General features: G+C 41.7%; 20 protein-coding genes and 4 pseudogenes. 11 read left to right on the top strand and 13 right to left on the bottom strand.

Annotated elements, in window-relative coordinates:
• Positions 1 to 103 precede the first annotated feature (103 nt).
• A complete protein-coding gene (locus H5201_RS11150; RefSeq protein WP_149983146.1) occupies positions 104 to 877 on the top strand; it encodes a YggN family protein in 774 nt (257 codons plus the stop codon).
• A gap of 66 nt (positions 878 to 943) precedes the next feature.
• On the opposite strand, the gene H5201_RS11145 is transcribed toward H5201_RS11150, so the two are convergent.
• On the bottom strand, positions 944 to 2,614 hold the full coding sequence (locus H5201_RS11145; protein ID WP_182718327.1) for a methyl-accepting chemotaxis protein: 1,671 nt from the start codon (positions 2,612 to 2,614) through the stop codon (positions 944 to 946).
• Between the two features lie 83 nt (positions 2,615 to 2,697).
• Positions 2,698 to 3,396 (bottom strand): 16S rRNA pseudouridine(516) synthase RsuA, encoded by a 699-nt coding sequence (gene rsuA / locus H5201_RS11140; protein WP_182784612.1) that lies wholly within the window; start codon positions 3,394 to 3,396, stop codon positions 2,698 to 2,700.
• A gap of 58 nt (positions 3,397 to 3,454) precedes the next feature.
• Between rsuA and zapE the strand changes: the two genes are divergently transcribed.
• Both zapE and tnpC read left to right on the top strand, forming a co-directional pair.
• Positions 3,455 to 4,564, top strand: a complete 1,110-nt coding sequence (gene zapE / locus H5201_RS11135) for a cell division protein ZapE (protein ID WP_182784610.1) — start codon at positions 3,455 to 3,457, stop codon at positions 4,562 to 4,564.
• A 317-nt stretch (positions 4,565 to 4,881) separates the two neighbouring features.
• Positions 4,882 to 5,613, top strand: a pseudogene (gene tnpC / locus H5201_RS11130) (IS66 family transposase); the annotation flags it as partial.
• A gap of 65 nt (positions 5,614 to 5,678) precedes the next feature.
• Here tnpC and H5201_RS11125 read toward each other — a convergent pair.
• The 6 genes and pseudogenes from H5201_RS11125 to H5201_RS11100 all read right to left on the bottom strand — a co-directional run.
• Positions 5,679 to 6,232 (bottom strand): annotated as a pseudogene (locus tag H5201_RS11125) (IS1 family transposase); the annotation flags it as partial.
• Positions 6,233 to 6,234: 2 nt separating this feature from the next.
• Positions 6,235 to 6,699, bottom strand: a pseudogene (locus H5201_RS11120) (transposase); the annotation flags it as partial.
• A 265-nt stretch (positions 6,700 to 6,964) separates the two neighbouring features.
• Positions 6,965 to 8,227, bottom strand: coding sequence for a hypothetical protein (locus tag H5201_RS11115; protein ID WP_038898430.1), 1,263 nt, complete (start codon positions 8,225 to 8,227; stop codon positions 6,965 to 6,967).
• A 112-nt stretch (positions 8,228 to 8,339) separates the two neighbouring features.
• Positions 8,340 to 8,552 (bottom strand): hypothetical protein, encoded by a 213-nt coding sequence (locus H5201_RS11110; protein ID WP_220497167.1) that lies wholly within the window; start codon positions 8,550 to 8,552, stop codon positions 8,340 to 8,342.
• Positions 8,553 to 8,862: 310 nt separating this feature from the next.
• Positions 8,863 to 9,773, bottom strand: a pseudogene (locus tag H5201_RS11105) (IS5 family transposase).
• A 297-nt stretch (positions 9,774 to 10,070) separates the two neighbouring features.
• Complete coding sequence (locus tag H5201_RS11100; protein ID WP_182717227.1) at positions 10,071 to 10,970, bottom strand: LysR family transcriptional regulator; 900 nt, start codon at positions 10,968 to 10,970, stop codon at positions 10,071 to 10,073.
• A 200-nt stretch (positions 10,971 to 11,170) separates the two neighbouring features.
• On the opposite strand from H5201_RS11100, the gene H5201_RS11095 reads away from it, so the two are divergent.
• Positions 11,171 to 11,659 carry a GNAT family N-acetyltransferase gene (locus H5201_RS11095; RefSeq protein ID WP_064626658.1) on the top strand — a complete coding sequence of 163 codons (489 nt, stop codon included), beginning with the start codon at positions 11,171 to 11,173 and terminating at the stop codon, positions 11,657 to 11,659.
• 38 nt (positions 11,660 to 11,697) lie between these two features.
• On the opposite strand, the gene H5201_RS23180 is transcribed toward H5201_RS11095, so the two are convergent.
• The 3 genes from H5201_RS23180 to H5201_RS11085 all read right to left on the bottom strand — a co-directional run bounded on the left by H5201_RS23180 (position 11,698) and on the right by H5201_RS11085 (position 13,117).
• Positions 11,698 to 11,829, bottom strand: a complete 132-nt coding sequence (locus H5201_RS23180; RefSeq protein ID WP_259398433.1) for a hypothetical protein — start codon at positions 11,827 to 11,829, stop codon at positions 11,698 to 11,700.
• Positions 11,830 to 12,026: 197 nt separating this feature from the next.
• Positions 12,027 to 12,473 (bottom strand): NUDIX pyrophosphatase, encoded by a 447-nt coding sequence (locus tag H5201_RS11090; RefSeq protein ID WP_114867254.1) that lies wholly within the window; start codon positions 12,471 to 12,473, stop codon positions 12,027 to 12,029.
• 314 nt (positions 12,474 to 12,787) lie between these two features.
• On the bottom strand, positions 12,788 to 13,117 hold the full coding sequence (locus H5201_RS11085; RefSeq protein WP_149983139.1) for a 5-carboxymethyl-2-hydroxymuconate Delta-isomerase: 330 nt from the start codon (positions 13,115 to 13,117) through the stop codon (positions 12,788 to 12,790).
• Between the two features lie 342 nt (positions 13,118 to 13,459).
• Here H5201_RS11085 and H5201_RS11080 point away from each other — a divergent pair, with 342 nt between their 5' ends.
• From H5201_RS11080 to H5201_RS11050, 7 genes are all read left to right on the top strand, one after another.
• Positions 13,460 to 13,930 carry a CreA family protein gene (locus tag H5201_RS11080; RefSeq protein WP_182784608.1) on the top strand — a complete coding sequence of 157 codons (471 nt, stop codon included), beginning with the start codon at positions 13,460 to 13,462 and terminating at the stop codon, positions 13,928 to 13,930.
• A 15-nt stretch (positions 13,931 to 13,945) separates the two neighbouring features.
• Positions 13,946 to 14,728 carry a hypothetical protein gene (locus H5201_RS11075; RefSeq protein ID WP_182784606.1) on the top strand — a complete coding sequence of 261 codons (783 nt, stop codon included), beginning with the start codon at positions 13,946 to 13,948 and terminating at the stop codon, positions 14,726 to 14,728.
• 2 nt (positions 14,729 to 14,730) lie between these two features.
• Positions 14,731 to 15,354: a LysE family transporter gene (locus H5201_RS11070; RefSeq protein ID WP_182739846.1), complete on the top strand. Its 624-nt coding sequence runs from the start codon at positions 14,731 to 14,733 to the stop codon at positions 15,352 to 15,354.
• Between the two features lie 34 nt (positions 15,355 to 15,388).
• Positions 15,389 to 15,883 (top strand): gamma-glutamylcyclotransferase family protein, encoded by a 495-nt coding sequence (locus H5201_RS11065; RefSeq protein WP_145234768.1) that lies wholly within the window; start codon positions 15,389 to 15,391, stop codon positions 15,881 to 15,883.
• Positions 15,884 to 15,912: 29 nt separating this feature from the next.
• Positions 15,913 to 17,457 carry a serine hydrolase gene (locus H5201_RS11060; RefSeq protein WP_182784604.1) on the top strand — a complete coding sequence of 515 codons (1,545 nt, stop codon included), beginning with the start codon at positions 15,913 to 15,915 and terminating at the stop codon, positions 17,455 to 17,457.
• A 72-nt stretch (positions 17,458 to 17,529) separates the two neighbouring features.
• Positions 17,530 to 18,453 (top strand): histone deacetylase family protein, encoded by a 924-nt coding sequence (locus tag H5201_RS11055; RefSeq protein WP_182784602.1) that lies wholly within the window; start codon positions 17,530 to 17,532, stop codon positions 18,451 to 18,453.
• 78 nt (positions 18,454 to 18,531) lie between these two features.
• A complete protein-coding gene (locus tag H5201_RS11050) occupies positions 18,532 to 19,608 on the top strand; it encodes a DKNYY domain-containing protein (RefSeq protein ID WP_182784600.1) in 1,077 nt (358 codons plus the stop codon).
• Between the two features lie 65 nt (positions 19,609 to 19,673).
• On the opposite strand, the gene H5201_RS11045 is transcribed toward H5201_RS11050, so the two are convergent.
• Together H5201_RS11045 and H5201_RS11040 are read right to left on the bottom strand one after the other, a co-directional pair.
• Complete coding sequence (locus H5201_RS11045) at positions 19,674 to 19,826, bottom strand: hypothetical protein (protein WP_179959234.1); 153 nt, start codon at positions 19,824 to 19,826, stop codon at positions 19,674 to 19,676.
• 121 nt (positions 19,827 to 19,947) lie between these two features.
• Complete coding sequence (locus H5201_RS11040; RefSeq protein ID WP_182717220.1) at positions 19,948 to 21,753, bottom strand: hypothetical protein; 1,806 nt, start codon at positions 21,751 to 21,753, stop codon at positions 19,948 to 19,950.
• Between the last annotated feature and the right edge of the window lie 5 nt (positions 21,754 to 21,758).

Raw genomic sequence — 21,758 nt, 5'->3', positions numbered from 1 at the left:
TGTTAACTACAAGGCCCTAGAAGCTAGGGCCTAGTTTCTCTTGCATAAAACTGGTTTTTTGTTAACCTAGCCGCCTTCCATTTTTAGTCTTTTTGAGGTGTTTATGGCGTTTTTATCTCGTTCGATATTGGCGATGTCCATAGCACTATCAAGTCTTAATGTCAGCGCTAAAGCCGTGTGTGAAGTAGAGCTAAGGCATGGTTTGATCATCACTGATGATGTCATTCGTATTGTTGATAAGGGCCAAACCCGCGTACAAATAAATAATGATAATCAACTATTTATCCGTGGCTATTGGATTGATCTAACGTCAGATGAAACCCTAGTGTTAAAACAGTTTAGCGCGGGTATTCGCGATACGGTGCCTGAGTTGGTAGAGTTGGCAACTGACGGTGTTAATCTTGGCTTAAGTGCGATAGAGCAAGTTGTTGAAGGTATGTCGGACAAAGAGTCGGAAGTGCTAAAAACGCAACTGCAATATGTTGAGCGCGCTTTAATGGATAAATTTAAACGCGGTGATGATTTCTTTTTTATTGCCCCACAATCACTATCTAAAATTGATGATTTTTTTACCGAAGAGATCAGTCAAAAAATTCACTCTGCCGTTCATGGCTCTCTCGGCGCTATTTTAGTTTCTCTAGGTGATGCATTTAAGTCCCGCGAAGGTAATATTGAAGATCGTATTAATGACATGGGACAGCGCATGGATATTATTTCAAAAGAAATCGATAAGTCACTGCAGAAAAAAGCTCAACAGTTAGAGTTAAAAGCCTCAGAATACTGTGAATGTTTAAACTCGCTTGATGTCACCGAATCACGATTACAAATGATAGTACCAAGTATGGCTGATTTTGATTTAGTACAAATTAAATCTTAACTTAATCAATTCAATTAAAAAGCCCGCGTAATTAACGCGGGCTTTTTAATTTTAGGTAACCAATTACTAGGATCTAAACTTGCCTGTTTCAGCTTCTAAATCGCTCGTCAGTCCTTTTATCAAGTCCGTTGCAGCATGGGCTTGATGCGATAGGTCTGCGGTCTGTGAGGCGGTGTCAGAGATGGTCACAATGCGTCTTGCTGTGTCTTCCCCTGCATCGAGCTGCTCTTTAGCTGCAATGGCTATTTGATGGCTCATTTGTGCGATGGCACTCAAAGATGCAGCAACACGCTGCAACTCTTCACTGGCATCTTTAGATTTCGCTACGGTTTGTTCACTGGTGGCAATACTTAAGTTAACTGAAGTTTTTGCATCTTTCGTGGCGGATTGTAATTTACCGATCATAGTACGAATTTCTTCTGTGCTAGTTTGCGTGCGCTGCGCTAGTTGACGTACTTCATCCGCAACGACCGCAAAGCCTCTTCCTTGTTCACCAGCACGGGCAGCTTCAATGGCTGCATTGAGTGCTAACAGGTTAGTTTGCTCGGCAATACTTTGAATAACAGTAAGCACATTTGCAATATTATTTACTTCATCATCAAGGAGTTGGATGTTATTACCAGCGCTGTCAATTTGTTGCTCTAAAAGAGCTATGGTATTTGCTGCCTCAGCAGTTAAATGACTGGCATTTTGTCCTTGGCTTTCGGCTTCTTGTACTGAAAAGGCGGCTTGCTCGGCATGCTCAACCACTGTTTGCGCAGAGGCTGTTAGCTCAGTGATAGCTGATGCGACCATATGGGTTTCTTCGTTTAGGCTGCGGGTCAGTTTATCAAGCTCAGTTGAGCGGGATTCGTTATCTAAACTCTGATTTTTTAGACTATCAGTAACATCTTTAATACTGCCAACTACACCCCGTAGCCCTTGTTGCATATAGTGCATGGCAGCAATAATGCTTTCAGGTTGGGCGTCAGTACGAATATGCGAATTTAAGTTACCACGAGAAACTTGCTTAACAATACCAATTACCTCAGTGACTTCACCGCCTAACGCGTTGCTTAAAGAAATACCAAAGCGAGCAATTGCAGCAGTTAAAGCAAGGGCAATAAGTAGTGACAAGCCTAGTAACCACTTAGCGGTATTCCAGTAACGCTCATCAACTTCTTTTTCGCTGATCCCGGTACCAACATACCAACCAAAGTAAGGGGTTTTTTGCACCACAGAGGTTAGGTCAACGGTTTCACCATCACGGACAGAATCCCAATGATAGGTAATAATTTTGTTGGTTTGATTACCGACTAATTGTTCAACCATACGACCAATACTGTTACCGCTGGCATCTTTGAAATCATTAAAACTGGTGTTGTGTAGCTGCGGATCGTGAGGTGTAGCAATAAAGTCGAGTTTATCATTCACTACGTAGACATATTCACTGTCGTGGTATTTGTTTTCACGCAACATTTGCGTGGCAAAGTCACGCGCTTGTTGCTCGGTTAGTTGCCCATTTTTAGCAAGTAACTCAAATTGCTCGACAATATTTGTCGTGCTTTTCATGAGTTGATTGATACGGGCAATATTATCGTTTTCACTAGCGTGACGAAGAGATTGTAAGCCCAGTAATGCTATAGCATTGAGTGCTATAAACATTGCTCCAGCGAACAAGATTATTTTAGTTCTTAATGCTAAACCTGACAGCACATCGAGCCCCTTATTATTGTTATGACCATGATTTTCTACCATGTTTGTCGGCTAGATGTTAGCTTTAATTAACAATAATAACGGAATTAGACGTGATTTTTACTCAAGTTTCCACTGTAGGTAATTTAAAGTAAAATTTCTGCTGCGCTTAAGAGTCGATATTCTCCGCTGGCAAGGGTCTCATCAAGCTCGATATTTGCTACTTTTTCTCTATGTAATTCAACTACCTTATTACCGACTGCGGCGAGCATACGTTTAACCTGATGATATTTACCTTCGCAGATCGACAAACGCATACGGTATGTGGCAAGTTGCTCAGCAATTGCGGGTCTGGTTAGCTCTTTTTCGTTGTGTAATTGCACCCCTTGGCGCAGTTTTTCCAGCGCATCATCCGTTAGAGGTTCTTGCGTTTCAATTAGGTAAGTCTTGAATTTGTTATGTTTTGGGGAGGTGATTTTATGTGACCAATCGCCATCATTGGTAATGATCACAAGTCCAGTCGTATCGAGATCAAGCCGACCTGCAACATGAAAATCACTCATGTTAGGTTCATCGAGTAAATCAAATACCGTTGGGTGTAACTCGTCACTGTTAGCGCATACATAACCGACCGGTTTATTCAGCATATAATAACGTTTACCTAAAAAAACTAGCGGCTTACCTTGCCACAATACGTCATCAGTTGCTGTGATTGGATGATCATAAGCGCAGATCACCTCGCCATTTACGCTGGCATTTTTACGCTTTATTCCTGCCCTCGCTTTGGTGCGTGGCGTTTCTGCTAGATGGCTAATAAATTTATCTAGGCGGCAAGGGAATTTCATTGGGTTCACACTTCTAGTCGACTACAATGGCGGCGAGTATAACGGATCGTGATAACGCATGACAGTACACAGCGGACAAATATTAGCATATTATCAACAGCAAATAGCCACCGGTAAATTGCAATTTGATGATGCCCAATTAGCGGCGGTGAATGCACTAGACAATCTCGCAATTGCCATTGATAAACCGCATCATTGGTGGCAAAAATCGATATCTTTGCAGGGCATTTATTTGTATGGACCTGTTGGACGGGGTAAATCGATGCTAATGGATGTGTTTTTTGAGACTGTAGCTATTAAACAAAAAACACGGTTACACTTCCATCATTTTATTGCTCAAGTACATACTCGCCTAGGACAGTTGCAAGGGGTTAAAAACCCGCTGGATAAAATAGCCAATGAGTGGTCAGAAACGCTGAGACTAATTTGTTTTGATGAGTTTTTTGTCTCTGATATTGGCGATGCTATGATCATGGCTGGGTTATTTAAAGCCTTGTTTGCCAAAGGCATCGTTTTGGTTGCTACGTCAAATTGTCAACCTGAGCAGCTTTATTATAACGGCTTGCAGCGTGCGCGCTTTTTACCCACCATAGCGTTAATTAAAGCGCATTGTCATATTATTAATGTCACAGGTCCTGTTGACCACCGATTTCGTTTTGGAAAGCACGCGACTCATTATTTTAACAGCTCGGCTAACTCTGAACTGGATGCTGATTTTTTGGCTTTTGCAGATAACTTACAAACAGCAACTGATATTACTATTTACGGGCGTAAACTAGCGTGTTTAAGGCTCAGCAATAATGCCATTATGTTTGATTTTATGGCGTTGTGCTCAGGCCCGCGTAGTACCGCTGATTATATTCATTTAGCAAAGTACTATCAGCGTGTATATATTTGTAATGTACCAGTAATGGGCGCTGCGGCGACAGGTAAGCAAATAGTGCATGGTATTGAAGATAGCTATCAGCGTGAAAAACAAGATTTAAAAGAACATACACTAGACGATGAAGCGCGACGCTTTATTGCTTTAGTGGATGAATTTTACGACCGTGGTAAGTTATTGATACTGAGTAGCGAGGTTGGCATTGCTGATTTATATCAAGGTCAAAAGCTGGCATTTGAATATGCGCGTACAGAATCTCGGCTAATAGAAATGCAAAACTGGTAGTCACTCTATCATTACTCTCTACTTATAAGTGAGAGTTGCATTCTCTTTATCTGTAGTAGCTCATATCTGATTTTGCAGTTTTGACGAATAGGTTTAGATTTAACCTGACAGGCAGCTATGAGCGAGAAGCAGACGGTCGAGTAAACTCGTTTTTGGACAAAAGCTTGTCAGTGACATTTCTAATTTAGAATATTACGGATAATCTCAGGTATTGTGATTATTCGTAATACTGTCTATTCGACATTCATTTGTAGCGTAAGCGCATCATAAACCCCGCATTCTAATCGTCTAGCCCGAATAATAAGATCAAACCTCCATGGCTTTACTGCTCAAGCGCGGACTCGCCAGGTGCCGCACTCCCTAATGTGAGACATATCGTCTTGTATGACTATCAAAACAGTCGCGCGAGGTCGTGCCCTGTAGCCTTCTTGGGCGACTATGATGGGTATCTGCAAACCGATGGCTATGTTGTTTATGATGGGCTTCATCTCGTCACCAATGTCGGTTGCTTCGCGCATGCTCGGCGCAAGTTCATGGACGCGAAAAAGCTTCAAAGCAAAGGTAAGTCAGGCAAAGCGGATAAAGCGCTAGCCAAAATCCAGAAGCTCTATGGGATAGAATCCCGCTTAAAAGGTGAGCCTGCGGAAAAACGAAAAGCAGAACGCCAGCAGCATGCCAAACCGATACTGGATGAGCTTTACGAATGGATGACAACTCAACAAGTGCTTGAGTCTAGCCCGCTGGGTAAGGCGATAAAATACACGCTCGGCCAATGGCCGAAGCTGATCCGCTATATCGATGACGGTCACTTATCGATAGACAACAACCGAGCTGAACGCGCAATAAAACCGCTGGTTATTGGGAGAAAGAACTGGCTCTTCTCGACCAATCCCAATGGAGCGGAAGCGAGCGCGATGCTTTACAGTATCGTCGAGACAGCGAAAGCCAACGGCCTTATCCTTTACGACTACATGGTCAAGTGCATGCAGGAGTTAGCGAAAGCTGAACCTGATATCGATGCACTCCTGTCTTGGAACTTCAAACACTAACAATATCGCCCCGTGGGATCATGGGGCGCATACTCTTTTTCTGGTCATGACGCCAACTTGTTGAACTAACATTTGTAAAACTCACGCTCAATAAATGTGCCAATTACCTTGTCATGTATTTCTTCAGATTTAGAGAAACCAATGGTTTTGCGATTTAGCCGTTTTAATCGCGTTCTCAATGTTAGATTTTGCCGTTCTATACGTTGAGTAAAAAACTTCCCGGTAATGTGCTTTTCTGCTGGAAGGTTTGAGGCGTAAACCTTGAAGTCATCAGTACAGAAGAAGTTGATTGTAAATGGTTTTAGGAGCATCAATAGAGCTTGAAATGTTTCTTCACTGCGACGACCAAAAGTATGGGCGATGATCCGATTAAACCTTGGTTCCCAAGCATACCAAAGCCAACGTTGGTTCTTTTTGTTTTGAACAAATGATCATTGCTCATCGACCTCACAGATAAGCTCAATTCTAGCATTATCAAACGGGACTGTAGTTACTTGTCTTGGTTGGAGTTTTTTAGTGTTCTCAATACGGTATTAAATCCCACTTTCAGCACTCTGGCAGTATCACGTAGACCTGCGTTATTCATGGCCATATCTACAATTTGTTCTTTCACACCAGGATGATAATAATGTGTAGCTTAAAACCGAAAAACCAACCTATTGTCCCTTTACCGCGTTTCGCAACACCATCAAAACACGATGTCTTGGTATCCTAATGTTATGACAAACTTTTATTGATGTTGAATCGACAAAAGCTATCCCTGTTGGCTTTCCTTTTAATGAGCTGAAGTAGCTACAAAGTGGAACAAGTACTGTTGGCATCAATTCCAGAAAGCGAGTGTAACTCAATAGATTAGGGAAATAGTTACGCCAGTATCTTGCAACAAAACCAGTGTAGAAGTTCTTGAAATCACGGTGATTTGACTGATGAAAGCAGATAACTATGGTCATAATTTCGCTTGTCGACATTCGAGAAGCACGTTTACGCTTTGCTAGTCCCATCAGCTAGTTGAAGCTTCTCCCACTCAGGAATGAAAACTGAACAAAAATCATCGACATCACAAAAAACATCAACTAGCTTATCCATAAAGCCCACCATGTTTGTGTTCAAATCGTTTTTAGTCGAAGGATCTGATCGCAAGGTGGGCTTTTAGTTCATTTTTTATCCCGAGCTCAGGTTAAGGAATATTGAAATTCCTTACCATGAAGGTAATAACGCAGATACATCATGATAATATCCGATGGATAATGTCGACCTGAAAAGTTAAGTCCCATATTAATAATGCTCCGTTATTGTAACGTTGCATTATCAAAATATCGCTTTGCGTCGTCAACTTTGCGACAGAACCAAATTAGCCGCCAAATGAACCCATTTTTGATACTAATGAACCCAAGCCATTAAAGCGTTTATCATAGTATTCTACTAACCAATTAGTGATTAGATTATCGCTATGGCTAGAACCTGAGTCTGGACTTGAACTTATAATACTGTTGAAGTTAATATCACTAGTTTCTTCTTGTGGTACTCCGATTCCCATCATAGAGAGACCAAATAGATATTCGTCCACAGTGACAGATTCGCGTGACTCATCCTTCAATATATATTCATACATAGGCGTTGGTTGTGCATTGTGGGATAGGTTATAGACGTTGTTCGCATATTCCATAATTCTTCCAATGCGTCCTGAATCTGGATTGTTATCTTCCACGTTTAATTCCTGTTGATAAAATGGGATTGTCAGTTTTTGATATGCGTCTATCGAAATATAGTTGAAGGTTGTAGTAATATCACCATTGCTATGATAATCCCAAACATAACTAATTTTTGGTGTATATGAGTAGTTCTGGAGTGGTTTTTTAACTGGTGGTGCAGGACATGCAGAGCATTGTCCAGAACTTATGGCATATGTTTTTACCTCTTGGAAGTTTGTGTTTTCTTGATCGGTATAAGTGATAACAAATGTACCGATTGGAGAACCAATAGAGGGGTCATCAAAATCAATACCATCAAGAGGTGATAAGGCAGCAGCGATGGTGTTATAGAGACTACCGAGAATGCTAGCGGTAGCATGCATTGCATCAATACGCTGTTGATTTTTATGTATCATAGATATAAGTTTAGTGCCAATCCTGAACTTATTAACTACTGTGGCGCGACCATGTTCATCTCTTTCAGCGACGACAAGAACCCATTTTCCTGACATTGGGAATGTGGGTGACTCTGCTTTGGCACTAAGTGAGTATGTTTCTGCAATCTGATCTTTGGTACCGGTTACACGTTCACGCCCTTGGCTAAATAGCATTATGGCCTTTAAACGTTTTCTCCCATTAACATTTTCATACTTAAAATAATGAGAACCAACAATTGAATTGTAGATAGTATCTCCATCGTTTCCACTATCAGTGCTTTTGAATAGCATATTGACAGCAGATAGTTCGTCACTATTGTAGGAGAATTTGTATGACATCTCATTTGGCATTACATTTCCAAAGATGTCTGCTCCTTTAGGCTTTACGATTATTTCATCTTGAGTCCAACTATTTGATGCAAAAGCATTAATACATGCTGAAGACAACAGTATAGCTATGGTAACTTTTTTAATAGAAAACTTCATACTATAACTCCTTAAGTTGTTTTTATGAGGCTCTTCGCATACGACTAGCAAAAAGGTTTGGTTGTGCCACAAAGTTATTACGAAATACAAATGTACTGATTTCCAGATATAATTAGGCTGGAACATAGGCCTGTTTCGCTTGGGAGACGTCAACATCTACAACTTTGCCTGCTGGCGCATAAGAGCCTGCTGTTATGATTAGGTGGTCGAAGGTACCGATGGTTTCGAAGTAGTGGTACACCGATTGTTCTTCACTGATGTCTAATCCTGTTTTGCGACTGGAAACGTATACGATGGAGCCTTCACTCTCTAGTTGTTGCCCCAATGCCTGATGTGCCACCTAATACGACGTAAGACGTTTTCTCCGCTGTCATAACTTGTTTCTCTAATGTCGTTTTTATGAAGCTAGTATATTAAATTGAGTGAATGTGACAATTAGGTAATATTCGAATTCACTTTTCACTTCAGCCGGAATAATAAAGCTAAAGGAGAGGCCGTGGACAAGTTTTCTAATATGACGATGTTTGCCTGTATCGTTAAGAATAAAGGGTTAGCAGCAGGTAGAGAGTTAGGTTTATCTCGGATTTGTTGCCTAATTCAGCGTAAGAGCGAATGCTAGCTAAATCGTGCGTATTTTAAACAATATACTGAGTTTCGGGCATACCTATCCCAGTTAGCTTGTTGAGTGCTTTGATCATGGCGTAGGTCTCACCAACTTGTGCGTTGTAATTTCGAAGCTTGAGTGAAGCTCCTAGTAGTTGTTTTACACGATACATAGCGGTCTCCGACAATGAACGCTTATGGTATCCATACTTCTGTTTCCATTTTTTGTTCGAGCCATAGAGCTTTTGGCAGCCAACTGCCATATTGCGTGGATGCCCTTTTTCCCAGAAAGCTGCACCCTGATTAGAGGTATCGCTTTCTTAACCCTAATCGCCCTGTGACACACTCTTGTATCGTATGCACCATCTCCCGAGATTTCCTTGATAGTTCGGCGTGTTTGCTTGAGTAGATTGGGGAGTACTTCCGCATCTGTCACACCTGATAGTGTTAGCTCAGCGGCGATAATTTCGTGTGTATCTGTATCAACCGCAAGATGGTGTTTACGCCAGACTCGACGCTTGTCATCGGTTCCATGTTTTTTCACTTTCCATTCACCCTCACCGTGTACCTTGAGACCAGTTGCATCGATGGCTAGGTGTTGGATAGCGCCTCGTGTTGAGGTTTTGAAATTAACCTCAACATCCTTAGCTCGGCGACTTATACAGGTATAGTGAGGGCAAACCAATGGGACGTTCGCCAATCTAAAAACAGAGTCGATAAAGCCTTGTAGCGCCCTTAATGGTAAGGAAAAGATGCGCTTTACCATGAGAGCCGTCGTGATAGCGAGATCACTAAACATCCTTGGTCTGCCACGTCTTTCCTGTTTTGGTTGTTTCCACTCAGTTATGGCCTCCTCGTCAATCCAGAACGTCAGTGAACCTCTGTTGATCAAGGAGTTATTGTACTGCTTCCAGTTAGTTGTGTTGTAACGAGGTTTAGGCATGAGGCTACGATGATTGATGGGTGTAGCCGATCAGATCGTAGTTTCTTGATTTAGTTCCATCGATTTATGCAACAAAGCCGTACGAAGTAGGAACTTACCCCCGTAATACAACATGGGGACTCACAACGAACAGTACTAGAAGAATGGATAAGTTTCAGTAGGGGAAAAACTCATTAACAGGATGGGAATGAGTAAAAGGCCTAAGCAACTTTGGGGCACTTTCGAGTTAGAAAGTGCTATGGGCAAAAACTCAGCCTATGAAGGTTTTGGACATAAAGTTAGTGCGGTTACTTTATCTTATCGCTTTGCTAAGTGGGCTTTGAACTCGGGTTCTAAGAAGGTTCGAAACCATTGATGAGCGGGATCGTGATGATGCTTTGCGTGCCAAAGTAAATAGTATTTATGCGCAGGCAAATCAAATGGCAGTGGCTTTATGCAAAGAGCACGCTGCTTGGCATATTGTTCAACTAAGTGGCGTGGTGCGGTAATGATGCTGTCGGTTCGACATAGGGTTTCTAGGGCTGATGGAAAAGAAGGCAGTTTGGCAAAAACACGTCGCTCTATCGAGTGAGACGATGTGGCGAGATCCACTTGGCGGTGGCGTTCGCTAATGCCGTTGACCAAAATATGTTTGGCATTCAAATAGTCTTCAACCGATATTGAACGATGACGAAATGGATGTTGGTCTCGACACACGATGACGTAGTGATCTTGGCCGATTTCTTTTCCATAGAGATTTTCTGGGATCTCTTCCGCCGTGACGGCGACTAAGTCAATCTCTTGCGCAGCGAGTTCTTTAAGCTGTTCTTCTTGCCATAACACGCAACTGATATTGGCGTTGGGTGTTTGTTCTTCTAGCTTTTCACACAGTAACGGCAATATTTCCGGTGCAAAAAATGGGGTTAACGCCAGCGAAAATTGGCGTTGGCACTGTGTAGGATCGAATTCTGCCGAAAGATAAAGTGAATCAATTTGCCTTAGTAGTTGCGGCAATTGCTGTTTAAGGCTTTTGGCCCGTTCGGTTAGGAGGTATTGATTCCCTTCTCGGATCAAAATCGGATCTTGGAAGGCCTCACGGATCTGGCCTAACGTTTTACTCATGGACGACTGGGTGACATTGAGCGCTCGCGCTGAGTCGGTCAAATTTCGGGTCGTGAGCAATGAGTCCAATGCGGGCAGCAATTTGTAATTATTCACTGGTTTTGGTCGCCATCTTTTTAGTTATTGAACCGTTATAGCACAGCAAACCAAGGTAAATCAGCACAGGCATGAAAAAAATTCACACTTGTGTGTCGTTTTATCAATTATGGAAATGTTCTTGAGTTGGCTATGATGGCTTTAACAAAATAGAACAGCCGAGTTACTCGGAGAGTATCAATTAGAATTGGAAGGGTAGTATGTCTTGTGTCGTTGAACCGTTAACCGCTCAGTATGATGAAAATGTTAGACAAATCATCGAGCAAGTTGGAGCAGAGTTTGGGGCCGTTGGTGAAGGGTATGGGCCGTCTGACCCAGAAGTGCTCTGCATGAGTCAGCATTATGGAAACGAAAGTAAAAGCCTCTATTTGGTGGCCCTATTGGATGGGAAAGTTGTCGGCGGTTGTGGTTTAGCGTCATTTAATAGCAGCCCAGATGTGTGTGAGCTGAAAAAACTGTTCATTTTGCCTGAAGGACGAGGGCATGGACTAGGTAAAAGAATGGCCATCGCGTGTTTAGACTATGCTCGTACTCAAGGTTATCAAAGCTGTTACTTAGACACATTAACCTCAATGAAAGTGGCAGTTCGTCTATACGAAAACTTAGGCTTTGACCACTTAGATGCGCCGTTAGCTGACACCTTGCATAATAGCTGTGATGTGTGGATGCTTAAGTCGCTGGTGGAATAGCAAGTAAAACGTGAAGCACGAGCCGAATCGTTTGGTAATTAGACCATCAATATCCCCTCGGTATTGCTCCAATTACCGTGTGTAAATAAGCCCGCGTTTGCGGGTTTATTTTTAGTTTCAATATCAACAAGGTAGTACTTTGTACGCTCATCATCACTTAAATGTGTCATTTTAAAATCTTCCTCCTTTATAATACGAACAATAATCATACAAGTTGCATATCGATTTGTATAGAAAGCAGGCTAGGATTAGTGATGTATCCCCCTTCCTGATAAATTTCAGTAGGGGAAACTCGTATTGATAGGATATGTATGAGCAAAAGCACTAACGAACAAAGGGGCTGAAACGAAGATGGACAGATTCGATTTTAATTCTTCATTTGATGGGCTTTAAGTCGTTCGCTTAACTCCCATAAAGCTATTCGATTTGAATCATACTTGAGAAGTTCGCTCGCCTCAGTTGCGTTACACCAACGGAATTCAGTGTGTTCCGAAGATAACTGTGGCTCCCCCGAAACCTGCACTGAGAATGAGTATTCTGGTATCACATAAGGGTGATCGCTCCATTTTTCATGACCAGAATAAAACACTCTAGGTAACATGCACATAGAATCAAGTTGAACCCAGTCACTACCTGTTAACGACGTCTCTTCATACAATTCTCTTTTTGCGGCATCGAACAAAGACTCTTGATCTTCTCCACCACCAGAAATTGCCTGCCATTCACCATTGTCTGTACGGCAAGCAATCAAGAAGATAGGTTCTGAAATTTTAAATTTATATGGAAATATCAGAACCTGAAATGGTGCTCTCACTGCGTTGGTTCCACTGTTGTTGCGAATCAATAGATACTACAACCATTAGGAAAAGTTAGGCAATTCTCAGATTACATTATTCTCGGTTTTATTGCGCAAACGCGGAAAGGGGCAGAAACGAGTTGATCATGAATGACTGCAAATGGCACATATGCGACTGTCAGATTTGATTGAGTCCTGTTAATCGAATCTGACAGATCAAGTTAAGACTTATTCACTTTTATCTGACGCGACCAATAAATTTAAGACCACCTTCTTTCGAAGATGGTGCTGTTATTGCAAATTGATTAGAGATTGAAATTTACTTTAAATATTTAACACTTTCGGTAAATTTCGTGTTCCATATCGTGAACGTTAACGCTTAAGCTGTCTGATTCTCGGCAGTATATTTTTAAACAGTCTAACAACTGCTCGCTGAGTTGTTGCTTTTGTTTAATCGTACGTCCTTGCATAATGTGTGCGCTAATATGGATAAAACCTTCCTTACCATCGCCCAATTGATAATGTGTATAGGCTATAGCGCGAGTTTTGATCGTTGCTAATTCAAACAAGCCACTGTTAAACGTTGCTTGATGAATTTTTTCAACCAATACCTGCGGTAATACCGGTAAATCTTCAGAATGTTCAATGATGATATGTGGCATGTTATCTATTTGATCCCCTAAAAACGATATGTGAAACCTAAGCTGGTTTGAAACTGATTGAGTATATCACCATCAAAATGCCACAAGCATTGCTTGTTTTCGTCTGTTGGTAATGCACATGAAACGTTACTGGCATTATTGACGATTGTTACAAGCCAGTATAAAGACTCAGTGAATAACCAGCTAACGCACTCTGACTTACTAACAGTAAGCACCGTAAAACAAATACTTTTTTCATGGTGTCGTGCTCGTTGTTGTGATTAATTTAAGTTAGTATTGAAACATAGCTGAATATTAAATGTAAGCCACGAATCGTTTACCCCTACATGGAGCAAGTAATATATGAAACCTATAATGATAGGCGTATTGACAGGTTTATTGATCACCTTAGCGGGCTGCTCTGATGATGTTGCATCAGTTAGTTTGGGATTATTTACCACTAAAGATATTAAAGTTAACTCGCAACAAGACCCTCTAGTAAAAGGCGTAACCTGTCATATTAGCCATATCGAAGCGAACTTAGATTTTGCTGATCCTTCTGATATGTCTATTTCGTGTCGCCAAACTGGACCAATTACTGCCGACCAATTACAAGCGATTGACCGTAGTAAGTCGGGTGAGGTGGTATTTAAATCATCAAAAAGTATTTTATTTAAATCATTAAAAGTGCGTCGAATTTATGATGCGCAAATGCGAACTCTGTTATATCTGTCGTATTCAACTAAAGAGTCAACCGGCAGTCATCATCATGCGTTATCCACTGTGCCATTGTATAACACCCAAGCATGGGCATGGGCACAAGAGCAAGAATAAGCAAAAGAGCAAACTATGTTAGCGTTATTTAAAAGCAAACCTTTATTAGATGAACAAGAGCAGCAATGGCTGATTGATACTTTTGTGTGGGCGGTGGAAAATTTTGACAGCGATTATTTCATTAATAACTCGCAATTAGTTTTGCCAAACCACCAATGCTTTCCCGATGCGGTTTCAAGCATTGAAGAAATGGCCAGTAAAGTGTTTGAGCGAGTGGTTGGCTATGCGGGGCTGCAAGCTTGGCCAATTACGCTGGTGGCTCCACAGCAATTGCAGCCGCAAGTATTTCCTCATTTTGCTTTTAGTAATCAGTTACGTGGTGATAATAGCCAATTAATTGTGCCGCCAAGCCATACGGTTAATGTGTCATTTAATCCAAATCAAATTAATCAGCCACAAGATTTAGTGGCCAGCTTTGCCGGTACTTTAGCGACAATTATGATCCACCATGTGGGCGTGTTACCACCAGGCGGTAAAGAGTTTTTACCACAAGCCGCCGATGCCGTGGCATGTTTTTTAGGTTTTGGGGTAATGATGAGCAATACGGTGTATCAGTTTAAAGGGGGCTGTGGCTCGTGTTACAACCCCTATGCGAACAGGCAAGCTGCACTTAGTGAACCGCAAACCTTATTTATGCATGCCCTTATTTGCCACTTTAAAGGCTATAAAGATTCTAAAAAGCATTTAAAGCCGCACTTACGCAGCCAATTCAAAAAGGCGCAAAAAGAAATAAAAGCCTTAGTTAATAGTACTGCTAGTCCGTTGTTGTTAGCGCTTGATGATAAAAAAGCGGGGTAATCGTGGCTTATTTAGATGAGTTTTTATTGATTGCACTGGCACACTTTTTTGCTGTAGCAAGCCCTGGCCCAGATTTTGCCATTGTGCTTAAACAAAGTGTTCAGCAGGGGCGTCGTAATGCATTGTGGACCAGCTTTGGGGTAGGCCTGGCTATTTTATTACATGTTAGTTATTGCTTACTCGGGGTTGCGGTTTTATTAACGCAATCGCCAAACGTATTTATGGCATTAAAATATTTAGCGGGTGCATACTTGGCCTACATTGGTGTGCAAGCGCTTAGAAGTGCTAGACCGGCGCCAGCGCAGCAAGAAACTGTTCTTCAATCTCAAGGTGTTGAATCCAGTTGGATTGCATTTCGTCGCGGCTTTTTAACCAATGCGTTAAACCCAAAAGCCACGTTATTTTTTATGTCGTTGTTTACTTTAGTGATCAGCCAGTCAACGCCATTAATTGTGCAAGCAGGTTATGGGCTGTATATGGCATTGGCAACGTGGGCGTGGTTTTCGTTTCTATCCTTGGTGCTATCAAAGCCTAGTGTTCGCGGTTTTTTTCAAAAAAGTGGCTATTGGTTTGACCGTGGTATTGGCGTGATTTTGATCGCTCTAGCAATAAGAATTGTAGTGTAAGTATTGTTTTAACAGAAATCTGTAGTAGGTGAATATGGCTGTATATAATTTTTCGTTTGGTTCAAATATGTCGTCGAGTCGTTTGTTGGCGCGTTTACCAAACGCTACTCGTATTGGTACGGCAATACTAGCCGGTTACGAGTTAACCTTTGATATGGTAAGTACTGATGGCTCAGGAAAAGGCAATGTACGCCCATCAAATGATAAGAACGCGCAAGTATATGGCGTGGTATATCAACTCAATGACGCAGAAAAAACGATTTTAGACGCCATCGAAGGGCCCCGTTATGACTGCGTGGATATTCAAGTAACATTACTTGATGGGCAACAAGTAGCGGCGCATTGTTATATTGCCAACACCACTGATGCGCAGATACTGCCTTACGATTGGTATATGCAGCACGTTCATCGCGGTGCGCTTGAAGCTGGTGTGCCAAATGCGTACAGTGATGCCATAAAGTCTCGGCCAACCTGCCAAGATAGTGACAGTGCGCGTGCAGCCATTGAGTTTGCTGTACATCAAAAATAAAAACTAAAATGATAACTCCAAGGATTGTTATGAAATTAACTAAACTAGCGATTGCGGCCACCTTATTAGCAGGCTGTGCATTTAATAGCTATGCCGATATTGATACCAAGCACATCAATCAAGTGATTGAAAATTCAATGGCGCGCTTTGATGTGCCGGGTATGGCCGTGGCGATTGTTGAAAACGATAAGGTTATTTTTGCTAAAGGCTTTGGTGTTAGTAACTTAGATACTGGTAGCAAGGTGAATAAAGACACCTTATTTGGTATTGCATCAAATACTAAAGCATTTACGGTTGCGGCATTGGCAAAATTAGTTGATGAAGAAAAGCTTAGTTGGGATGACAAGGTAATTGATCACCTTCCTGAATTTCGTTTATACGACCCTTATGTAACCCGCGAAATGACGATCCGTGATTTATTAAGTCACCGTAGTGGTTTAGGGTTAGGCCAAGGGGATTTAATGATTTGGCCTGACACCGATAAATCAATCGAAGAAATTCTCGCAGGCCTTAAATATTTAAAACCAGCTAGTAGCTTTCGCAGCACATACGCTTATAACAACTTGATGTTTGTGACCGCTGGCGAGGTAGTCGCGCGGGTCTCAGGTATGAGCTGGAATGATTATATTGAAAAGAATATTCTCCAGCCTTTGCACATGGATAACTCACGCGCTGGTTTTTCGCGTATTCCAAAAAGTAATAATAACTGGGCAACGGGTCATATTCCTATGGATGGTCAATTACATCCATTTTTCGTTAATTACTTAGAGGATTTTCGTGGTGCCGGCGCGATTGCATCCAGTGTGAATGATATGAGCCAATGGCTACGTACACAATTAGCCCATGGTAAAATGCCAAATGGCGAGCAGTTGTTTAGTGAAAAACAACAAGAGCAAATGTGGCATCCACATATTACCTCACTGGCGTCAAAAAGCGCTTATGAGGCTTATCATCAGCAATTTAGAGGTTATGGTTTAGGTTGGAGCATTGAAGACTACCACGGTATTAAAAAATTAGGCCATGGTGGTGGTATTTTAGGAATGGTATCGCAGGTGACGTTATTGCCTGAGAAAAACCTCGGGATTGTTATTTTATCTAATCAGCAAGCATTCGGTGCGCTCTCTGCTATTACTCATGAAGTGCTTGAAGACGCCCTTGAACTTGAAGATAAAGACTGGGTAGCAGAGTTGGCTAAAAAGCATTTTGAAGGTAAGCAAAAAGCGTATGCTAATGCTAAGCCGGACGCTCCTGCAGACTATCAACCACAGTTACCAAATATTAGCTACACCGGCACTTTGCATGATGATTGGTATGGTGATGTTATTATTGAAGAGCTGGACGGTAAGCTACGTATTGATTTCACGCATACTAAACGTTTAAAAGGGCAGCTTGAGCATTACACGGGCAACACATTTATCGTCAAGTGGGATGAAAAGCTACTCGAAGCTGATGCGTATATTAGCTTTGATATGAGCACTAACAATCGTGTGAATGAAGCGACAATGCGTGCAGTATCAACAGCGGTGACTGATTTCAGTTTTGATTTTAGAAATCTTCATTTGCAAGCTAAATAGTAAACCAAAGTCGCAAAGCCACCAAAGGGTGGCTTTGTTATAGTTACAGTCGTTAACTCATTTGGAGCATTTATGCGTACTGCGATTATTTCTCATCCTTTTTGCCGTAAACACAAAATGATCGCGGATCATCCAGAGTGTCCTGAGCGCTTAGATGCTATTACCGATCGTCTTTTGGCCAGTGGCTTGGATATTGCCGTGCAGCAAAAGCAAGCGCCTAAAGCATTACGTGAGCATTACTTATTAGCCCATGATGAGGCCCTTGTATCGCTGGTGGAAAACACCCTCCCGGAACAAGGTTTAGTATCACTTGATGGCGACACTTGGTTATGCCCAGAGTCATTTTTGGCAATTGAGCGGGCGGTAGGGGCAGGGCTATTAGCCGTCGATGAAATATTAGCGGATAACCTCGATGCCGCATTTTGCTCCGTACGGCCACCGGGTCATCATGCAAACCGTACAACCTCTGCCGGCTTTTGTGTGTTTAATAACTTAGCAATTTCGGTGAAGTACGCGCAAAGTAAAGGGATTAAGCGCATTGCGATTGTCGATTTTGATGTTCACCACGGTAATGGCACGCAAGACATTTTTATCGATGATGATAATGTGTTGCTTTGCTCATTATTTCAGCATCCTTTTTACCCTAATACCGCCGTTGAAAATAACGATACATTGGTTAATTCACCGTTGCCCATAGCTAGCGATGGCAATGATTTAAAAACGTTGTATAACCAACAGTGGTTGCCTAAATTAACAGAGTTTAAGCCAGAGTTATTGTTTATTAGCGCAGGATTTGATGCGCATTTTGAAGATGATATGGCAAGTCTCAAATTTGTTGAGGCCGATTATGCTTGGTTGACACAACAGCTGTGTGACATGGTAAAAAGTACTGGCTGTAGAGGGATTATCTCTTATTTAGAAGGCGGGTATAATTTATCAGCGCTAGGGCGCAGCGCCGTAGAGCATATTAGAGTGTTTACACAAGCAGAAGAGTAGCTTTATATTCATTCTACAATTAAGTAAAAATATTGGTTGTTGTATGATACCAATACCACTAATTAAACAAGGAAGATAATGTCTGTAGTAATTAATATCTTAGTCACGTTGGCACTGTGCTTTTGGGGAAGCATGATGATGATGTCGCCGATGATGTTTGGTGCCCCTGGCGCGATGAATAATAAGCAAAAAGTGTTCTCTGCCATACTCATATTAAGTTTTCCAGTACCATTATTTTTGCTTATTGGTTTATTTGGCGGCAGTTATTTTGGTATTGATAGTTATAAAATGGCGCTGATAAGTGCTGTTGTTATTGGGTTTTTCTTTGTGATATTTGGCTATACGGGTATGATCAGTAATCTGCTTCGAGGTATTGCCAATGGTGGCTACTGTGTGGTCGAACAGCGTGTTTACTTTAATGCTAAGTTAATAGAAAACGCTGACGCTGAAAGCTTTACTACTTACAGTTTAGCCAATTTGAATACCTATGACGCTGCATTATACGCCAAAGATAAACAGCACCTTTACTATTGTGGTAACGCTATTAGCGGTGTTAACTCTGATAATCTAAAGGCTAAGATTATTGGTACTGATCTTTATTGGATTAATGATTCGCAAGTGGTTAAAGGCGAGCGTATTGTTGCAGGAGCTGATCCTAAAAGTTATAAGGCCTATTCTTATAGCTTTTGGAATATCTCTGGAAGGAAAGGCCGACAAGTCATTTACCATAACGATGAGCCAGTGCCTGAAATAGATGCGCAGTCATTTAAACCTATCGATGATAGTTACGGTAAAGACCAGCAACATATCTTTTACGCAAATATAGCCATCTTAACTGACATTGATGTAGATACCGCTAGTTTTACACGATTAGACGAGAACTTTGCTAGCGATAATCAGCATATTTTTTACTTAAATGGTGAAGATAGTCATGTATTGATGGGGGCTGATCCCAGCAATTTTGAAATTTTTCAACGCGACTACTATCGCAGTGGTGAGACTGTTTATTACGTAACTCAATATAAGTCGGCAAAGCCGATGACACAAGTCGATGCTGACAGCTTTAAAGTCACTCAATATGATGAACAAACTCATTCGGATGCTTACGATAAATATCATTATTATTTTCGCGGTGAGATTGTTGCAACGCGCTAAGTTTAGAAAAATATAGGACCTGTTAGGGCGTTGCGATGAACGAGGTAATTTGCTGTTGAAAATGATTAAACAGAAGGAAGTTTATTCATACTCTTGGGTAACTTGCCTACGTTTGTTTGCGTTGCATCAACTTGGTTTATATCGATAAAATTAAGCTCCCCGTTAGCGATGATCTGCTCACCATTACTCAGTTTTAATCGTGTAGGGGCAAAACCCATGCGGATCTCCCGACTCCAATTACAAGCATGCGTACCGTTTTGGCAGCGCGAAAGTGCTTACTGTTATACTCAATAATACTCCCTAAAAAAATGCATAATATAGCTGAACTTTAATCAGCACTTAGTTTTGCAGCTCATTAAACTTTACAGGTTTAAGACTGCTTAACTGTAGTAGCTGCTCGGCGCAGTAAGCTGCTTTTAAACGATGTTCTGGCCCAGAGTTACTTAAAAAATGGCTCAACGTGCGCAGTCCTAATTTTTGCGCCATTTCACTGTGTGATTGCTGAGGCATGCTATGGCTTTGCGCTAATTCATCGAGCACTTTTAGCAAAAATTGCTGTACTTTATCTCGTCTTGGCGATGACAGTTGCGGCTGTGGAGATTGTTTTGCAAGCCAGTTGCTAAATATATTAGTTGTTTTGTTGTCGGTTAAATCATCAAAATAGAGATTAATCCAACGATCCAGTTTTACAGTAATCGGACGTAACTGCCACTGCGTGCTATCGCGCTCAATACGAGCCACAATGAGCTGTGGCAATTGCTGCTTAAATAGCATCATATTATTGATCGCATGGTGTGCCAGCTCGCTATAAGGCAAGCTAAAAAAGATCGTATTGTGCTGTTTATCTTGATAGCTAAGCCGCATACATTGCGTGGCTTCATCAAATGTGTGTTGATGACTATAACTTGGCGCAAAACATACATAGTCGTTTTGCCAATCAATCAGTGTTATATCATCGATGAATTGTGGATTTAGTGATTGTTCGCTTGGTTCAACATAGGTCTTTTTAAGTTGGCGAAGCCGCTGCCAGCCATTGAGCTGAGCGTTTGAAATACGTTGTGTTTGCCCAAACCAATTGCTGCCAGAAGGCGCACCTTCAAGTAATTGGTTTGCTTGCCAGATTTGGCTATAGTTAAGTGTTTGCTCGGTTGTTGTGCGACTTTCGGCAAGCGTAATAAAGCGGCCGTATTCGTCTTGTAAAACCAACGTCAATCCATGTGCGCCACTGCTACGACGCCACGGATAACCGCCTAAACATAACAACTGCTGTGGAGGACAAATATGTTCAGCATCTTGCGTTTGTGTTTGCTCTTGGCGTTCAAGCATCACCAAAACGTGTGCTAGTTCAAGCAAAACAGTGCGTTTGTCTCGCAGATGTTCACCACTAAGATAGCGTGCGAGTGTGCCGCATAAACGTTTTAGTGGTGCAATGTTAAAGCCTGCCTTTTCCATCGGGATCTGCAGTAATTCAATAGTGAGCAGTGATTCACTGCGCAGTTGCGCTAAGGGTACTCCTGCAAGCATAATGAGTTCAGCGTAGCATGCCTGCTTAAGCTGCGTTTGTGTTTGGTTTAATAGTGTTTTTTGGTGCTCTTGTTCTAGTTGCAACCAGTCGGGCCATTGCAGCATTTCACCTTGTTGCTCAAGCCACAAGTAAACGCCCAGTAGTGCGTATGCTTGGCTATCTTCATTGCAGATAATATCATTAATTGTGGTTACGTTAGTAAAATGGAGCGTGTGCTCCTTGATAGTAATGCAAACCTGCGCGCCTTGTTGCACGATGTCAGCTTGCCAACGACGCTGAACTTGACGATAAAGCTGGCGTATTTTTACTTTGCCAGCACTGGCTAATAACGTATTAGTATCGATTTGCGGCACTTCATTTTCTTCAATCGTTGCTGCAGATACTGGCGATTGTTGCCAAGCAAATATGCTGGCTGCAATGATATGCTTACAAATACCATTTGCGGCGCAATCACATTGGCTATTATTAGGATTATGTAAATCCAGTACACCTTGCTGGCCTTCGAATGTAAACTGAATTGGCGAAGCGCCACTTATATGTGGGCTGGATTTATCGAGCGCTTTTTGTGCTCGGCGGACTAACCCCGCACTGGCGAGGGTTTCAAAAATACTGATATCCATTATTG

This window comes from Pseudoalteromonas sp. SG43-6 (genome assembly GCF_014164365.1).
In the GTDB taxonomy this organism is placed as follows: domain Bacteria; phylum Pseudomonadota; class Gammaproteobacteria; order Enterobacterales; family Alteromonadaceae; genus Pseudoalteromonas; species Pseudoalteromonas rhizosphaerae.
This window is presented reverse-complemented; position numbering and strand designations above follow the sequence as displayed.

Coding starts and splice junctions, on each gene's coding strand:
- rsuA (WP_182784612.1), bottom strand. CDS start 3,396: ATGAAATTCCCTTGCCGCCTAGATAAATTTATTAGCCATCTAGCAGAA.
- H5201_RS11040 (WP_182717220.1), bottom strand. CDS start 21,753: ATGGATATCAGTATTTTTGAAACCCTCGCCAGTGCGGGGTTAGTCCGC.
- H5201_RS11075 (WP_182784606.1), top strand. CDS start 13,946: ATGTTAGCGTTATTTAAAAGCAAACCTTTATTAGATGAACAAGAGCAG.
- H5201_RS11045 (WP_179959234.1), bottom strand. CDS start 19,826: ATGGGTTTTGCCCCTACACGATTAAAACTGAGTAATGGTGAGCAGATC.
- zapE (WP_182784610.1), top strand. CDS start 3,455: ATGACAGTACACAGCGGACAAATATTAGCATATTATCAACAGCAAATA.
- H5201_RS11065 (WP_145234768.1), top strand. CDS start 15,389: ATGGCTGTATATAATTTTTCGTTTGGTTCAAATATGTCGTCGAGTCGT.
- H5201_RS11055 (WP_182784602.1), top strand. CDS start 17,530: ATGCGTACTGCGATTATTTCTCATCCTTTTTGCCGTAAACACAAAATG.
- H5201_RS11060 (WP_182784604.1), top strand. CDS start 15,913: ATGAAATTAACTAAACTAGCGATTGCGGCCACCTTATTAGCAGGCTGT.
- H5201_RS11080 (WP_182784608.1), top strand. CDS start 13,460: ATGAAACCTATAATGATAGGCGTATTGACAGGTTTATTGATCACCTTA.
- H5201_RS11050 (WP_182784600.1), top strand. CDS start 18,532: ATGTCTGTAGTAATTAATATCTTAGTCACGTTGGCACTGTGCTTTTGG.
- H5201_RS11085 (WP_149983139.1), bottom strand. CDS start 13,117: ATGCCACATATCATCATTGAACATTCTGAAGATTTACCGGTATTACCG.
- H5201_RS23180 (WP_259398433.1), bottom strand. CDS start 11,829: ATGACACATTTAAGTGATGATGAGCGTACAAAGTACTACCTTGTTGAT.
- H5201_RS11115 (WP_038898430.1), bottom strand. CDS start 8,227: ATGAAGTTTTCTATTAAAAAAGTTACCATAGCTATACTGTTGTCTTCA.
- H5201_RS11150 (WP_149983146.1), top strand. CDS start 104: ATGGCGTTTTTATCTCGTTCGATATTGGCGATGTCCATAGCACTATCA.
- H5201_RS11095 (WP_064626658.1), top strand. CDS start 11,171: ATGTCTTGTGTCGTTGAACCGTTAACCGCTCAGTATGATGAAAATGTT.
- H5201_RS11145 (WP_182718327.1), bottom strand. CDS start 2,614: ATGGTAGAAAATCATGGTCATAACAATAATAAGGGGCTCGATGTGCTG.